Annotated in this window: 21 protein-coding genes and 1 tRNA gene; 12 read left to right on the forward strand and 10 right to left on the reverse strand. The window is 36.0% G+C overall.

Annotation, left to right across the window (positions count from 1 at the left end; all coding sequences use genetic code 11):
* The first annotated feature begins 40 nt into the window (after positions 1 to 40).
* Both VEU72_01690 and VEU72_01695 read left to right on the forward strand, forming a co-directional pair.
* Positions 41 to 1,297 (forward strand): alkaline phosphatase family protein, encoded by a 1,257-nt coding sequence (locus VEU72_01690; GenBank protein HYL65848.1) that lies wholly within the window; start codon positions 41 to 43, stop codon positions 1,295 to 1,297.
* A 54-nt stretch (positions 1,298 to 1,351) separates the two neighbouring features.
* The gene (locus VEU72_01695) at positions 1,352 to 1,573 is read left to right on the forward strand and encodes a hypothetical protein (GenBank protein HYL65849.1); all 222 of its coding nucleotides are present in this window, start codon (positions 1,352 to 1,354) and stop codon (positions 1,571 to 1,573) included.
* Between the two features lie 2 nt (positions 1,574 to 1,575).
* Here the strand turns inward: VEU72_01695 and VEU72_01700 are convergent, their stop codons facing one another.
* Together VEU72_01700 and VEU72_01705 are read right to left on the reverse strand one after the other, a co-directional pair.
* On the reverse strand, positions 1,576 to 2,157 hold the full coding sequence (locus tag VEU72_01700) for a hypothetical protein (protein HYL65850.1): 582 nt from the start codon (positions 2,155 to 2,157) through the stop codon (positions 1,576 to 1,578).
* Between the two features lie 129 nt (positions 2,158 to 2,286).
* A complete protein-coding gene (locus VEU72_01705) occupies positions 2,287 to 2,835 on the reverse strand; it encodes a DUF309 domain-containing protein (GenBank protein HYL65851.1) in 549 nt (182 codons plus the stop codon).
* Positions 2,836 to 2,929: 94 nt separating this feature from the next.
* Here VEU72_01705 and VEU72_01710 point away from each other — a divergent pair, with 94 nt between their 5' ends.
* On the forward strand, positions 2,930 to 3,343 hold the full coding sequence (locus VEU72_01710; GenBank protein ID HYL65852.1) for a hypothetical protein: 414 nt from the start codon (positions 2,930 to 2,932) through the stop codon (positions 3,341 to 3,343).
* Positions 3,343 to 3,525, forward strand: coding sequence for a 30S ribosomal protein S27ae (locus VEU72_01715; protein ID HYL65853.1), 183 nt, complete (start codon positions 3,343 to 3,345; stop codon positions 3,523 to 3,525). The genes VEU72_01710 and VEU72_01715 overlap by 1 nt, the downstream gene beginning before the upstream one ends.
* Here the strand turns inward: VEU72_01715 and VEU72_01720 are convergent, their stop codons facing one another.
* The 7 genes from VEU72_01720 to VEU72_01750 all read right to left on the reverse strand — a co-directional run bounded on the left by VEU72_01720 (position 3,526) and on the right by VEU72_01750 (position 9,671).
* Positions 3,526 to 4,230 carry a hypothetical protein gene (locus tag VEU72_01720; GenBank protein ID HYL65854.1) on the reverse strand — a complete coding sequence of 235 codons (705 nt, stop codon included), beginning with the start codon at positions 4,228 to 4,230 and terminating at the stop codon, positions 3,526 to 3,528. It abuts the gene before it with no gap.
* Positions 4,231 to 4,331: 101 nt separating this feature from the next.
* Positions 4,332 to 5,492: a tRNA pseudouridine(54/55) synthase Pus10 gene (locus tag VEU72_01725; protein HYL65855.1), complete on the reverse strand. Its 1,161-nt coding sequence runs from the start codon at positions 5,490 to 5,492 to the stop codon at positions 4,332 to 4,334.
* Between the two features lie 82 nt (positions 5,493 to 5,574).
* Positions 5,575 to 6,264 (reverse strand): DnaJ domain-containing protein, encoded by a 690-nt coding sequence (locus tag VEU72_01730; GenBank protein HYL65856.1) that lies wholly within the window; start codon positions 6,262 to 6,264, stop codon positions 5,575 to 5,577.
* 70 nt (positions 6,265 to 6,334) lie between these two features.
* Positions 6,335 to 7,660, reverse strand: coding sequence for a signal recognition particle receptor subunit alpha (locus VEU72_01735; GenBank protein HYL65857.1), 1,326 nt, complete (start codon positions 7,658 to 7,660; stop codon positions 6,335 to 6,337).
* A gap of 4 nt (positions 7,661 to 7,664) precedes the next feature.
* A complete protein-coding gene (locus VEU72_01740; GenBank protein ID HYL65858.1) occupies positions 7,665 to 8,363 on the reverse strand; it encodes a diphthine--ammonia ligase in 699 nt (232 codons plus the stop codon).
* A 253-nt stretch (positions 8,364 to 8,616) separates the two neighbouring features.
* A complete protein-coding gene (locus VEU72_01745; GenBank protein HYL65859.1) occupies positions 8,617 to 9,024 on the reverse strand; it encodes a translation initiation factor IF-5A in 408 nt (135 codons plus the stop codon).
* A 35-nt stretch (positions 9,025 to 9,059) separates the two neighbouring features.
* On the reverse strand, positions 9,060 to 9,671 hold the full coding sequence (locus VEU72_01750) for a hypothetical protein (protein ID HYL65860.1): 612 nt from the start codon (positions 9,669 to 9,671) through the stop codon (positions 9,060 to 9,062).
* 152 nt (positions 9,672 to 9,823) lie between these two features.
* Here VEU72_01750 and VEU72_01755 point away from each other — a divergent pair.
* Positions 9,824 to 9,946 (forward strand) — tRNA-Tyr (locus tag VEU72_01755).
* Positions 9,947 to 9,986: 40 nt separating this feature from the next.
* Positions 9,987 to 10,490 carry an AsnC family transcriptional regulator gene (locus VEU72_01760; protein ID HYL65861.1) on the forward strand — a complete coding sequence of 168 codons (504 nt, stop codon included), beginning with the start codon at positions 9,987 to 9,989 and terminating at the stop codon, positions 10,488 to 10,490.
* Here the strand turns inward: VEU72_01760 and VEU72_01765 are convergent.
* Positions 10,483 to 11,229: a response regulator gene (locus VEU72_01765; GenBank protein ID HYL65862.1), complete on the reverse strand. Its 747-nt coding sequence runs from the start codon at positions 11,227 to 11,229 to the stop codon at positions 10,483 to 10,485. The genes VEU72_01760 and VEU72_01765 overlap by 8 nt on opposite strands.
* A gap of 171 nt (positions 11,230 to 11,400) precedes the next feature.
* Between VEU72_01765 and VEU72_01770 the strand changes: the two genes are divergently transcribed.
* From VEU72_01770 to VEU72_01795, 6 genes are all read left to right on the forward strand, one after another.
* Positions 11,401 to 12,060, forward strand: coding sequence for a chromosome segregation protein ScpA (locus tag VEU72_01770; GenBank protein ID HYL65863.1), 660 nt, complete (start codon positions 11,401 to 11,403; stop codon positions 12,058 to 12,060).
* A gap of 68 nt (positions 12,061 to 12,128) precedes the next feature.
* Positions 12,129 to 12,704 carry an SMC-Scp complex subunit ScpB gene (scpB, locus tag VEU72_01775; protein ID HYL65864.1) on the forward strand — a complete coding sequence of 192 codons (576 nt, stop codon included), beginning with the start codon at positions 12,129 to 12,131 and terminating at the stop codon, positions 12,702 to 12,704.
* Positions 12,705 to 12,787: 83 nt separating this feature from the next.
* Complete coding sequence (locus VEU72_01780; protein HYL65865.1) at positions 12,788 to 13,168, forward strand: 30S ribosomal protein S8e; 381 nt, start codon at positions 12,788 to 12,790, stop codon at positions 13,166 to 13,168.
* Between the two features lie 4 nt (positions 13,169 to 13,172).
* Positions 13,173 to 13,472, forward strand: coding sequence for a signal recognition particle subunit SRP19/SEC65 family protein (locus VEU72_01785; GenBank protein HYL65866.1), 300 nt, complete (start codon positions 13,173 to 13,175; stop codon positions 13,470 to 13,472).
* 73 nt (positions 13,473 to 13,545) lie between these two features.
* The gene (locus tag VEU72_01790; protein ID HYL65867.1) at positions 13,546 to 13,815 is read left to right on the forward strand and encodes a Gar1/Naf1 family protein; all 270 of its coding nucleotides are present in this window, start codon (positions 13,546 to 13,548) and stop codon (positions 13,813 to 13,815) included.
* A complete protein-coding gene (locus VEU72_01795) occupies positions 13,812 to 14,771 on the forward strand; it encodes a TFIIB-type zinc ribbon-containing protein (protein HYL65868.1) in 960 nt (319 codons plus the stop codon). Before VEU72_01790 ends, VEU72_01795 begins: the two co-directional genes overlap by 4 nt.
* Positions 14,772 to 14,820: the final 49 nt, after the last annotated feature.

Consider the following 14,820-nt stretch of genomic DNA (forward strand, 5'->3'; position numbering starts at 1 on the left):
AGTGAGCTGATGAAAAATTTCTGATAATTCCGATGTACATATGATATATGTTCTGTTAGATGGCATTGGAGATCTTCCACATCCAGATCTAAAAGGTTCTACTCCTCTAAGCTTTGCAAAGACTCCCAATCTGGATAAGATTGCAAGAAATGGTTCCATTGGCCAAGTCATATCAGTAGGAAAAGGAATTGCTCCTCAATCCGATATTGCAGTTTTTAACATGCTAGGATACAAATTTCAACATGTAGATTATGTTGGCAGAGGTGTGATAGAAGCAATAGGAATAGGCATAGACTTCAAAGATGGAGACTTGGCCTTGCGTGGTAACTTTGCAACAGTAGATGATGAGAACATCATAATTGATAGAAGAGCTGGAAGAAACATAGAGAGAGATGATGCTCTTGCAGTTTCGCTTGAGATAGAACGAAAGATAAAATTTTCAAATCCTAAAGCTTCAGTTGTTGTAGCACCAACTATAGGACATAGGCTAGTTGTTAGAATAAGATGTGATGGGGAACGCCTATCTTCTGAAATAAGCAATACAGATCCTGCCTATGCAAGAATAGCTGGTATGGGAGTTGCAAGAGCCCCTGGAGACTATCTAGAGATTGAAAAGTCCTTGCCTCTTAACGAGTCCCCTAGTGCGAAGCTTTCTGCAGCTCTTGTCAATGAATTTACGGAACAGTCACTAGACATAATGAAAAAAAGTGAGACAAATAAAATCCGTAAAGAAAAAGGAAGGAAACTTTTGAATAGCATATTATTGCGTGATGCTGGCAACAAATTTCCTGATGTCATTCCCATAAATGATCTGCATGCAATGAAGTTTTCATGCATAGTTGATATGCCAGTAGAGATTGGAATTTCAAACGTGTTAAAGATGAAGACGTTTAGCGCAGGAGGCTTGACAGACTATGAAGAAAAGGCAAGAGTTGCTGCAAAGGCAATGGAGACTCAAAATGCAATATATGTTCATATCAAAGGCCCAGATGAATTTGGCCACGATGGTGACGCAATAGGAAAAATGAAAAACATTGAAGAGATAGACAAGAGATTTTTTGGAACGTTGCTTGATAACATAGATACTGGAAAGGTTTCAATTGTGATTTCAGGGGATCATTCTACACCATGCATTAATCGAGGACATAGTGATGATCCAGTTCCTGTTTTGGTTTCGGGGGACTCGGTAAAAAAAGATGGTACTGAAAGATTTACTGAGGATGAGGCAAAGAAAGGAAAAATTGGTTTGCTTGCTGGTGCAGATGTGATAAAAACTGCTTTGAAATTAATTAAATAGTAAAAATCATTAACTACAGGAACACTTTATAGAATCGTCAAACCAACAAATTCATTGAGTACAACTGATAAACCCAAGGGCAATTTTGTAATTGTAACATTGAAAATGCCAAATGGAGAAGAACATACAGTTCCACTTCCACCAAAGACGTTCAAAACAGGAAGATTAGGATATTATTCTCAGATTCCGTCTTTCATATATGATAACGAAGTGTATGGTGGACAGATACAGATTTGGAAAAAAGGAAAAGAAGAATCTGATAAGGTAGAAAAATAATTCTATCTTCCAGCAAGTGAATCTATTGTAAATGCAGGAACTCCGTTTGTTATTATGATAATGTTTACTGCCTGTCCTTGATCAAGCGAGGCCCCAGATGAATCAAATACAACGCCAGATGGTGTATTGCTGGTTTTCCAGTTAGGACCAATCCATGCTTTGATTATATGTACACCCGGTGTTTGTTGTGATAATTCAATATGGTTTATTTTAAGAACTGCATCGTTTGATACAGACACAAAAGACGTAAACTGTCCATTTCCCAAATATTCCGTAATACTTTGACTTATGTGGCCATCTGAAGTTTTTGTTAAAGTGCTTGCGTCGCCATAGGCTGTCTTTTTAATAGAGTTTTCATATGGCGTATATACAATTGAGTTTTTGACATTTTTTAGTTGGTGACTCATCAGTTGGTGTATCCATTGATTCCATTCTCCCGGTTTGCAAAGATGATCTCCACAAATCTTTGGGCCTCCCAGAGAGATGTATGTATAATGGTTGTCGTCAAAATTCTCCCTAGCTGTTAGCGCATTTACTGTAGGCAACAAAATTACCGTAGTTGCAACAACTAGCAACGGTATCATGAGGAAAAGCCTCATCTTAGATGTATGATATGTTTGAAAACCTAAAACCCTTACTTCCAAAAGCTGAGTAATGATTTTATCATACGATATATCTGAAATGAGATAATCTATAGTTGTGTCTGAAATTAATTAAATAGTAAAAGTTTCTATTTTCTCAGAAGATATAATTTCTGATACCTTGTTTTGCAAAACATCAACATCAATGTTATAGTATTTTCCAGAAGAATTGCCAAACTTTTCTATTGCTCGCTTTAGAATTGAAAGACAAATGTCATCTTCGTTTTTTTGATAGTGTACAAAGGCTGCTGCGACAAGAATGATTCCCTGAACCAAGTCCTTTTCTCCTTCGTATGTCTTCTTCCATACTCCCTCCAGTGTTTCATGGCACTCCCAAAACCTTTCATAATTGAAATATTCCCTTCCCTTTTCTACCGCTTCCTCTTTTTCCATTTCTGCTTCAACTAGGTATCTAGCGTCATTAAGTGAGCCTATTGTTTCGAGTTTTTTTACCAAAATATCCAGATATTCTTTTGATACTGATACATCAAACTCTACATATCTGCTTGAAACCCTCGCATCCCTTACAATGGCATGCATTCCAACAACAAGCTTGTCAGCTTGTGATAGGAGCTTTTTTGCATCCTGTTGAACATAACCTGAATTTTTCAGGTGAATCATAAAACGATCCACAGGTAGACAATGGTTTAATTTCTTAAATTTGTTAGCAATTTTCCGTTAAGATTATATGAACAATTAAGAGGACTTGGAATACATGTCTATGATAGATGTAACACGTGATGTAAAGAACATCCTACTTGCAAGAAGAGAGATCACATGCACGTTTAAGGGACTGGCAGGCAAGCTGAAAAAACTAGAAGCCGTGGATGTCGTATCAAAACACTTCAAACTTGATGGTAAAGTCATAGTTCCAATCAAATTACAAAATGAGACCGGAAGACCAATGGTTTCAGGTATTTTCTATATTTATGATGATGAAAAATTAGCAAGACTGCATGTCAAGCCGGCAATTTTTGAAAGACTAGACAAGGCAAGAGCTGGAGGTGAAAAGGCAGAAGAGGTAAAGGAAGCACCAACAGAAAAAGTAGAAGAGAAGAAGGAAGAAAAACCAAAGAAAGAAGAAAAGAAAGCTGAAGATAAACCAAAAGAAAAGGAAGAAAATAAGTAATGGTAGAGAAGAAAGGAAAAAAAGGTTCTAGTCCTAGCGTTTACAAATATTATAAAGTCAAAGGAGAAAAAGCAGAAAGAATGCGAAAGGAATGCAACAGATGTGGCAAGGGAGTCTTCATGTCAGAGCACAAAAACAGACGAACATGCGGTAAGTGCGGTTTGACTGAGTTTATACAATAATTAGTATAGTTTTTTCTTGCGTAGTTTTGACATTTTTAGTACTAGTTCATCAAGCTTTAGTTCCAGCTTTGGATCAAATTTTGTTTTGGCAAGAATTTCTGATGGGATCTTGGCAATGTTTGTATCCATAGTTATCTTTGTGGTTGGCAGGTTTTTTTCTATCCATAATTTGATTACCTTGTCTTCAAGCTTGTAGTCTCGAAATCCTTCAGGGAATTTCTTTGTAATATGTAAAAGTAATGTCTTGTCATCAAATACAGCCCTTGGATCAAAAAGTCTAGTTGCGTCAGAATAGGCACTTTCAAATAAATTTCCTGAAAGCTCATCAGAAAGAATTTCCATTTTTGATATTCTACGTACTAGTTCTAAATAGTGCAGAAATTCGTGAGCCAGTATGGCGTGTATTGTTCCTTTTAGACCAAATGCAACTAGTGGTGCAGTGATTTGAATTATGATTTCTAGTTTTTCAACAGTAATAACAGGAGTGGTTCTTGCAAATAATATTCCAAGATCAGTTAAGCTATGAGAGTGGGATAGTACGATAGATGGTTCAACATATGCAATTGGAAAGTTGATTCCCGATGCCTTTTCTATTCTGTCTATTCCTTCTAGCACTATAGGAAACCTTTCTGTTATGGTGTGATAGATCTTGTCAGGCAAAAGACCATTTTTGTGTGCTTCTTGAACTTTTAGTAACGGATTCAATTGAATAAACTACTCTCAGACTATAAAAAAACGTTGACACCATTTTCAATTACAGATCAAAAGCTTCGGATCATCTTGCTGATTGAAACTTTGCAAAATGCTTAATTTGTAAGCAAGATTTCATGAAAATCAAACACTTTGCATTTACATTGATTTTTTAACACGCTAGTTAAGCTTGGTTCCACTTCAGAGCCATTTACAAATCGCTTGAGGGGAACTCCACCGTCTGCTTCCATGAATACAGAAAAGGATTTGTCAGACATTTTTTTGTATTTTATATGATAGATTTTTTTCTGGTTTTTCTTTCCCGAATTCTCATATACTGATATGATCTGCTTTTCTAATTTATGAAGGGGTTTAAGCTGCAATTGTGTGATTTCCTTCTCAGTTTCTACCTCCATTTCTATTTCTGATTTGAACCGTATTATATCAGGTGGGATTTTTTCAATTATTTTAAGATTGTAAACAGTAATGCCATCAAGTGATATCTTCTTCTTAGGTTTGATTTTTCTTTTGTGCGGATTGATAATCTTTGCAAAAAATGGCCTGCCTTTTCCTAAAACTAGGCTTGTCTCGTCCTCACTTCCAATCCATGTAATTTTTGTCTGTTGAGCTCCAAATTTTTCGTATAGAAATTTGGCTATCTTACCTTCTACACTTTCAAATTCTGAGATGCCATGAAATTCACATACATAGCATCCTTTTCCTCCACAATTTTCACATGGCCTTTGTTTTTGTGGTATGCCTCTCACCGTTTTTGTATATCTGCCAGAAAGAAAAACAGGTTTTGGTTTTATTTCGCACTCTTCAGTTTTAAAATCAAGTGTAAAAACAATATCTGGATTTTGGTAATTGACAATTGTTTTTGTTCTTCTACCAAATTTTTTTCCCATTTCTCGTGTAATATCATTTTTTATGCTATGAATTCCCTTTAGCTTGAATTTGGAGCGTATCAGATCATCTCTATCTAGTATTGATGGCTGGAGTATTGCACCAATTAAAAATGATGAAAATTCATATTCTTTTGACATGTCAAGCATTTTGTTTAACTGCAAGTCAAGCTTTGACATCAAGTTTTTACAAATGTAGCATGATCTTGGATTTTTTTGTTTTAGAATATTTCGGATTTTGTTTCCCAGTCTTCCGTATGAAATCAAACCAAGTTTTGGAGCAAATATTCTCCCAAGACAATTATCGCAAAGATGATGTTCTTTTAAAATTGCTCTTGTTTCTTCTATTATATCATCAATGTTTTTTGTCATCTGTCGTACACGTATGATGTAAAAAAGCAGGCTTTATGCGTAATTATATTTCAAAATCCATTTACATGTATAATGAAATGACTTACCACGGATATAGTGACCTTTCTGTTTCTTTATCTTTAACACTGATTGCCTTTGTAGGGCATGTCTGGGCAGCATCTAGTATCTTTTCGCATTTGGCCCCTTTCTCATTTATCACGTGCGATTTTGGATTTACTTTGGCATTTTTATCCACTGCAAATACAGATGGTGCAATAGTTTCACAGCTACAGCAGGCTATACATCGGCCTGGGTCTACGTTTACTGAAACTAGTATTTCTTTTTCCTGTTCTATTGATTCTGGTTCTACTTTGGAAGACGCTGATCTTACCTTTTCATAATTTTCCCAAAAGGTTTTTTCATAATATTTCCAAAAATCTTGATATGCGTTTTCTGTTTGTTTAGTATATCTACTCCAGTCTTCCTCAGGTGAACGGTCGTTTGGTCTTGCACCCCAAGATTGTTTGTGTGAATTAAAATCATATTCTTTGTCGGAATTCTTTCCAGTGTATTTCGAGGTGGTTTTTGAGTCAGATGTTTGATGTGTTCTTTTATGTTCTTTTTTTAGAAATTGATATGCTTCTGCAACTATCTTGAATTTTTTGCCATCAGTTTCTGACATGTTTTTGTCAGGATGAAATTGTAGTACCAATTGTCTATACGCAGATTTTATTTCTTTAAACGAGGCATCGTTTTGTGTACCTAGAATTTTATGACACTGATAACTATTCACATATGATATTTGTTGAACTATCTTTTAAAAACTAGCTTTTTGGTTTTTTATATCATTCTAGAATGTAAAATTACCCTAGACCCATTTTCCTTAGCATACCTTGCATCTGTCTACCCTTTGATGCTTTCATCATTGTCTTAGAATTCTTGTACGCTTTTAACAAGTCCTTTACCTCATGCTCTGACCATCCAGAACCACGGGCAATACGTTTAATCCTTGATGCATTCAGCAAATCAGGATCTTCTTTTTCAAGTTTGGTCATGGATTGTATGATAAATCTCCATTTTTCCATCTTCTCCTCTTGTGCGTCAAGTTGGTCTTCTTTTACCATTCCAGACATGCCAGGCATGTTATCTATTATGCTACGAAGACCTCCAGCTTTTGATGCCTGTTCAATTTGAAAGTAAAAGTCCTCCATGTTCATTTTTCCATGTGTTATGCGTTTTACCCTATCTTCATCGCCCTCAGTTTCAAGTCTTTTTGCCATATCAAGTAAAGCTTGAATGTCTCCCATGCCAAGTAATCTTCCAACAAATCTGGTCGGAGAGAATTTTTCCAAATCATCGATTCGCTCACCTGTTCCAATGTACATTATCTGAGCACCTGTAGCTGATGCAGCAGCTAGTGCACCTCCCCCTTTTGCAGAACTGTCAAGTTTTGTTATAATAATTCCCCCAACAGGTGCTGTCTTGTGAAATGCCTCTGCTTGATTGTAACATTGCTGGCCTATTGTGCCATCTATGATTAGTAAGGTAAGATCCTGATTTGCCACTTTGCTTATTTGTTTCATTTCTTCAAGCAAGTCTTTTTCTTCCTTGTGTCTTCCGGCAGTATCAATCAGTATAACATCAAAATTAGAATTTTCAAAATGTTTCAAACCATTTTTAACAATTTGTGGTGAATCAGAATTTCCTTCTTCTCCATAGACTTCGACATTTGCCTTTTCACACATTGTTTTAAGCTGTGTTAGTGCACCTGGTCGAAAAGTATCTGCACCAATTACTGCAACTCTATATCCAGATTTAGTCAGATATTTGGCAAGTTTTGCTGTTATAGTGGTCTTACCACTTCCCTGAATTCCAAGCATAAGTACCTTGTTCACCTTTCCTGGCTGGAACGAGTATTCTTTTTCAGTACCAAGAAGCTTTGCCAATTCATCATACAGTATTTTTACAATATGATCTTTTCTGGACAATCCAGGAGGTGGAGTTTCGTTGAGCGATCGTTCCTCTAGATTTTTTGTTATCTCAAAGACCAGTTTAACATTAACATCAGATTGTAAGAGTGCTCTTTGAATGTCCTTTGCCAATTCCTTGATTAGTGCTTCGTCTATTCCTGAAGAATTTACTATTTTTTTCAGTGCTGCCCTAAGGCCATTTTTTAAATTATCAAGCATGATATCATTCCAAGATTGCTTCGGTTATTTCAAATCTTCCTCTGTATCCATCCCAAGTTTTGTTTGATTTTATGATTTTAAGTGGCATCAAAAAGAGAGGACAATTCAAAACCAAACTTTCTGCTTCACCTCCTTCAAAGGACAGATTAAATCCATATTTTATGGAAAGTTTTTCAAGATTCTCAATATCTCTATCTGTTATTTCTCTACCAAGCCATGAGTTATCCAAACCATCTGACGAAACACTTGTAATGATATATCTAAAATTTAATTGTATTAATTTTTTCATGTATTGTTTTTGATCCATACCCCACAGAGGTGAAATTATTTTTAGGTTTAATTTTTTGCATACACTTTCAAAATGATTTTTTTGAAACTCTGATAATATTCCACCATGAACTATTCCTTCTATTCCAAAAACTTGTTTTGCTTGTACCAAAAGAAATTCTAATTCTGATATCTCCATTTTAGTATCATTTGAAATAACATAGCTAGAAAGTTGCGGTAATTTCATGGATTGTGCTTGTAGTCTTGTCATTGAAACATTTGGATAGTGAAGAAATTGGCTTTCGTCAGACAAAGGAAAAATTGTCACAAGACAAACAACATCATGTCCTTCTTTTTTTGCCTGGTAAATTGCAAATGTGCTGTCTTTGCCGCCAGAATAAAGCGCCGCTAGTTTCAAGTCTTTGTTTGGTATCATGATGTCAATTTAATTTTTTTCCATCTGTGATACTTGTTTTAGACATTTTTCACATAATGCAATGCGATCCTTTACTGTTACCTCCACGTTTGATGTCAGGCATACATTGCAAAGACCTTTCATGGATTATTTAACCATCTGCTGGGTATAACTTATTCTATACATTTGTGCCTAGAAAAGCCTGGATGCCTCAATTCTCATAATCTTCATCATGATATCAGAAGGCTTTTCTCCTCATCATCAGCATCCGCAATTAGCTTTTGATTCGGACTATAATAGTTCTGTCCATTACTTTCCAGTATTCAACATCTAGTCCTTGGACAACCTTGTCTTTTATCTCATCTTCAATTTGGGATACGTCAAAGACCTCAAATGATTCAGCGTCCATCACCTGTGTAATGGAATCAGTTTTTGATATGACGGATCCTACTCGTTTATCAATTAGCGGCACCTGCACCTGTGCGCTCACTGGAGAAACATGCGGATATTTTTTCTTGTCAAATATGCCAACTGCAACGATCCTTGCTTTTGCAGCTCCGTGTTTTCCTGGCTTGCTGGTATCATATTCTACAATTTTGCATGGTTCAGCATTAGGACTGTCAACAGGAAGTAAAATGTAAGAACCAATTTTTAGCGCACCAAGCTCAGATGGTTTACTCATCACCAAAACAGAATTTGGCAGAGTATATAACTTTTCTATTTAATTTTATCAATTACAGAAAGGGAAACAAGGTTTGTTATTTTGATCCCTTTTCTTGCAACTTCACGTCTTGTTTTTTCACAATATTTGTTGTCGCTCTGGTGTGAATCATTGCTCGCTATCTCTAGTACAATCAAATTATCTCCATATGGAAATGTAAACTTTTGATCTTTGGTTGAAGAAAGATCGAGCTGACCTGTCACTGCCCTTCTTACTTTGTTACGTTTCCCAATGATTGTGGCAACATCAATCATGTCCTCTTGTGTTTGCCCATGTTCTAAATAATATACAGATATCAAGTTCAGATCACCTTCTGTTTCTCGCTGAAAAAATTCGCCTTGTTTTGTAAAAACAAAGGAAGTTTTTTCCTGCTTGTATTTTTCAACTTGTGACATCATTGTTTTTTGGTCATTAAATTTAGCAAGAAGGTATGTGTTTGCGTATGAGGGAAAATATGCGCGTCCATCCTCAGAAAATGTGGCAGTAACAAAATACATGTCATCAATATATGGTGAATTTTGTAAAGTTTCCTTTAGCTGAACCGAACCTTCATTATGTAAGTAAGGTGCGCAAACGTAACCCCCATCTGAGGTAGACTTCCCAGACACATGATCGACGTTTTTCTCATCGCATATATGTGATTTGTTTAGTCAAAAATTTTCTCGATCTATTCTAGATGTGAAATTTTTTTCCAATCACAAAAAACTCGATTTAAAATTATCGATAGTTATTTAATACGAAAATACGACGTGAAATCAATCCCACGCTAGCTCAGCCTGGTAGAGCTTCCGGCTGTAGTAGTTGGCTTTTGGCTAACTGATGTCAGCCTATCAGGCATACAGAAACCGGGTTGTCGCAGGTTCAAGTCCTGCGCGTGGGACCATTAACATAAAACTCAAAAGCACACCATACTGTATGATATTATGTCAGATAAAGGCTGGTCAAATTTAGATGAGATTGATCAAAAAATTATTGCAATCCTAAACAAGAATGCAAGGACACCATCAAAAGAAATTGCAACAGAACTAAAAAGATTAGGGGTAGATGTTTCTGACAGGACAATTCGAAAGAGAATTGAAAGATTAGAAAAAAATGGAATCATAAAAGGCTACAAGGCAATCTTAAGCGGAGTTTCAAGTTCTGATGAATTTGAAGTCCTTTTTCTTAAATTCAAAGTAATAAGATCTGTCGATAGCATTATAGAATCAGTCAAAGATTTTGTTAAAACTTTTCCAAACTATCTTTTTGTTGCAACGATAGACGGGGAGTGGAACATGATCATAGTCATGAAGATAGATGACATACAAAAAAATCCCACATCTAAAATCATTGAAAAATTCTCTGAACAAATTTTAGATTACAGGAACAGCGGAATTCAAATTAAAGACATTAATCTTCTTAATATGTCACTTTTATTACTCACGTAATACTGCCAGATATAGTCACATCAAGTGCGTTTTTTAGTTCGTTTATGGTAAATGGTTTTTGAACAAACGCTGTTGATCCCCATCCTATGGTCTTTCTTACTCGCGGGTTAGTTTTTTCATCAGCAGTGATCAGTATGATTGAAAGGTCTGGTTTTAGTTTTAATAGTGTTTTTGCAATCTCATCACCTGTTATGTCAGGAAGATCCATGTCAAGAAGGATTATCGGGTTTTGTGATGATTGAATTAGTTTTTTAATGGATTTTAGCGCAGATTGGCCATCTGTAAAAGTATGAACATCTTTGTAGCCAAGTTTCTGCAAATAGTCATTAAGTTTTAGTGTTATGGCAGGACTATCATCAACAACAACTATTGGTTTTTTTTCTTCTATGATATGATGAACGTATTTTTTTGCTTTTTCAAAAGCATTCATTGCATTGTCATATTGTCCAATTCGCAGAAAACATTTCGCTGCACAAAGATAAGCATATTTGGCATTAGATGGTTTTTCTTTTTTTGCTAATTTTTGATAAAATTTCGCTGCCTGTAATAATTCATCGTTTTTGTCTTTTCCCTGTTTTATTTTGCATTCTGCAGCAAGCAACAAAAGTATGCCTGCTCTAAAGTCATTTTTTTTCATTTCACTTTCTGCCAAAGTCATTAATATGTTATGAGCTGAAATAGGCTGATTATTTTTTAAATAAGTGCAAGCAAGATCTAACTTTGAAGATTCTTTTGTCAACGGGAAAAATATGCCTAATCCATTTAATATCATTTTAAAACAAGATTGTTTACAAACAAGCGTAAATAGCGTCCATTATCCACGATTAATTTTAAATCATTCATAATTGACTAGGCCGGACAAAAAAATAGATGGTTTAGATATTATAAACACAAAGTCATTTTGGTAATAATGAGCGAAGACGTACCTAACGGTGGCATTTCACAGCCACCAATTAATGTACTTTTCAATCCAATTGATATATCAAAAAAAGATGTCTGGACAATTGACATTATACAAATACTAGAAACTCTAGTCAAACTTCTAAATCAAACAGGCAAAAAAGACTATCGTGTGGCAGGAATTGCTGCTCTTTCATCTGCTATGATTCACAGAATGAAAGTGGAAAGCATATTTGCCCTGCAAAAGGCAGCTATGGAAAAAAGACCGCTCAGTCAAAGGGAAGACATGGATATTGATTTGATAAATATGCCATATAGGCATGAATCAACTTATCCTGTCACACTAGATGAACTTCTTAATGTGCTTGAAAACCTAATTGGCAGTATTGCAAATCCTCGTTCTAGCCGACGACAAATGCAGTTTGAGCCGGTAGAAGTACCTGATTTTAATGATTATTTCATTTCTCTTGAAAAAATAATTGGCCAGTATGAAGAACTTATTGTAAATAAAATTCGCCCTACCGGTTCAGGCTCATTTAGAACAATAGTTAGCGGATTGGAGTTAATAGATGTGGTACGGTGCTTTTTTGCCATTTTATTTTTGGCAAGAGATACAAAAGTTGACCTAGAACAGACTGAAAACGACATTATGATATCTTTAGTAAAATAGAAATTTACAACATGATCAACAGCGAATAAAGCATTCTTTTAAGTACATTTTGGCTCAAACTTGGATAGATGGGAAAAGTAGACAGCGATGATGAGGCTACCGCAAGACTAGAGGCTGCACTATATTCAGCAGGAAGACCGCTTACCATGGAGGAATTAATCAAGGCTTCTGGAACAGAATCAAGGACAAAAACGCTGGCAATAATGACAAATATCGTAAAAAAGACCAAATCGGCATTTAAGGCAATTGAGGTTGCTAGTCTTCCTGATGGGTCTTATGTATTTCAGCTAAAACCAGAATATAATGCAGTTATCAGAAAGTATGCATCTAAACCCATACTGCCAACAGCTACACTGAAAACTCTTTCCTATATTGCATACATGCAACCCATATCATCAAAGAGACTAGTAGAGGTACGGGGTTCAGGTGTATATCTTCATTTGAGATTTTTACAACAGCTAGATTACATAGAACACCAAAATGTTGGAAGAATGAAGATCTATACAACAACTGACAAGTTCCAAAAATACTTTGGAATTCAGGGAGACAAGGATTTACTCAAACAGAAGTTATTCTCCAAAGTTCGAAGTACACCCCAGCAGACAGCTCAAGAAAATCCACAGCCCACTACAGTTCAACTATAACTGTACAGAATCTGCATTTTTTAATTAATCAATTACAGAACCTGAATATATGGTATAAATTAGAGTTGCTTTATCGACAAGATATGAAGAAGTCTGTCGAGAACCTTGCAACAAGTAAGATAACAGGTGGAAGAAGATATCCAAACAGAACAAGAAGAAAATATGAACTTGACAGATATCCTGTTGAAACTTTGTCAGGAGAACAAGTAACTGTTACTCGCAAAGTCCGTGGTCATGGCAGAAAATTTGCACTAAAGACTACAGATTTTGTTAATCTTGCAGCACCTGGAGCCAAAGTAAAGAAGACAAAGATTTTAAAAGTTCTAAAAAATCCATCAAACAACGATTATGAAAGACGTGGAGTAATATCAAAGGGCGCTATACTGGAAACGGAAGCTGGTCAGTGTAGAGTAATATCAAGACCAGGTCAAGATGGCGCGGTTAATGCAATTTTGATAAAGTGATTACATGAAAGATTACGAACACATCGTAATCTGGCTTGATTATTTTAACAAGACGTTACCAAAAAAAATGGGCAGAAAAGTTTCCCGTGAAAAAAGTATTTTTGATCCCTCACTAAAAGAATTAATTGATGCCGCCAAGGCAGCCGGTCTTCAACCTAGTGAAACAAATGATCAGGTCAGATTTCCAAGAAGGCCTTTTGTCAGGTCAGGGTATATCATACTTCCAAAAGGCCAGCCAAAATCCAAAATCATATCAATGATTTCTGAGAAACTTGTTTCAAAACGTGCAAAACAATCAAAATAAAGATCTCCCTAGCTTAGAGCTAAAGTAATGTTGACAGAACTCTATTGATAACAGTAATTGATTGTGAAATCAATTGCAGGAGGTAGGCGAAGTTTTGCATTTGGCCAATAGCGGTAGAGTCATAATTAGACTGTCTAAACCACTGCGTGACGGCCAATTGCTAGTAGACAATACTGGCACAAAAATTGCAAAAGTATCAGAAATGATAGGTCCTGTTGATGCACCATATGCATCTGCAACACCACTGACAAACAACATTCAAAAACATATTGGAAAAAAAGTTTTCATGGGTGAAGAAACTCCTGCAATAAGACCAAAGCGATTTAGAGGAAGAAAAAGATGAACATAACAGAACTACAAACACATTGTCCAGAATGTCAGTCGTCATTAATCGATGACATTCATAATGGAGAAAAAATTTGTTCTGGCTGCGGCTTGGTTGCAATGGAACAAATGTCAGATTATGGCCCTGAATCACGGGCAACAAACCTCGAAGACAAGATGAAGCTTGCAAGAGCAACGGGGCAAACAACTTATTCACAACATGACTTGGGAATCAGAACAGAAATAGCATTAGGCACAAAAGACTTTAGCGGAAAGACAATCAATAGTGAAGTAGCAAATCAGATGTACAATCTGAGAAAATGGCAGACTAGGATAAGAGTATCTTCTCCAAGGGAGAGGAGACTTGCAAACATTTTATCAAAGATCGGTGAAACATGTCAATCACTATCGTTGTCAAGAAATGTCATAGAAAGTGCATCGATGATCTACAGAAATTTTGAAGGTCAGTTTGAAGCAAAGGGCAAATCAGTATCATGCATGTCTGCAGCTACAATATACATGGCTTGCAAACAATGCGATGTAGTAAGATCCCTTGATGAAATATGCAAGGCAACTGGAAGCTCAAAAGATGAAAAAATGAATGTGAAATTGACTGCAAAATACTACAGAATGTTGGTGATGGAACTTGGTTCTAATACAGCACCTGTTGTGACCCTAGACAAGTACATATCAAAAATAGCAAACCTAGCAAAGCTTGAGGTAAGAGTTGAGAGATTAGCTGCTGAGATTGCCGAAAAAACCCAAGACCATAGTCTTGCGGACGGAAAGGCTCCAAACGGATTAGCTGCTGCGTATCTTTACATAGCATCTACATTGCTTGGACAAAGCATTTTGCAGCGAGATGTCTCAAGTATTGCCGGAATAACCGAGGTAACCATACGAAATAGATGCAAAGAAATTCTGACAGTATACAAGATGAAAATCACATTACGACCTTCGTTAGCCAAAAACTAACCCTTCTCTTTTTATTTTATTATACGATGATTAATGGTTAGGTTTGATT

The organism is Nitrosopumilaceae archaeon, assembly GCA_035631875.1.
Taxonomy (GTDB): Archaea; Thermoproteota; Nitrososphaeria; order Nitrososphaerales; family Nitrosopumilaceae; genus TA-20.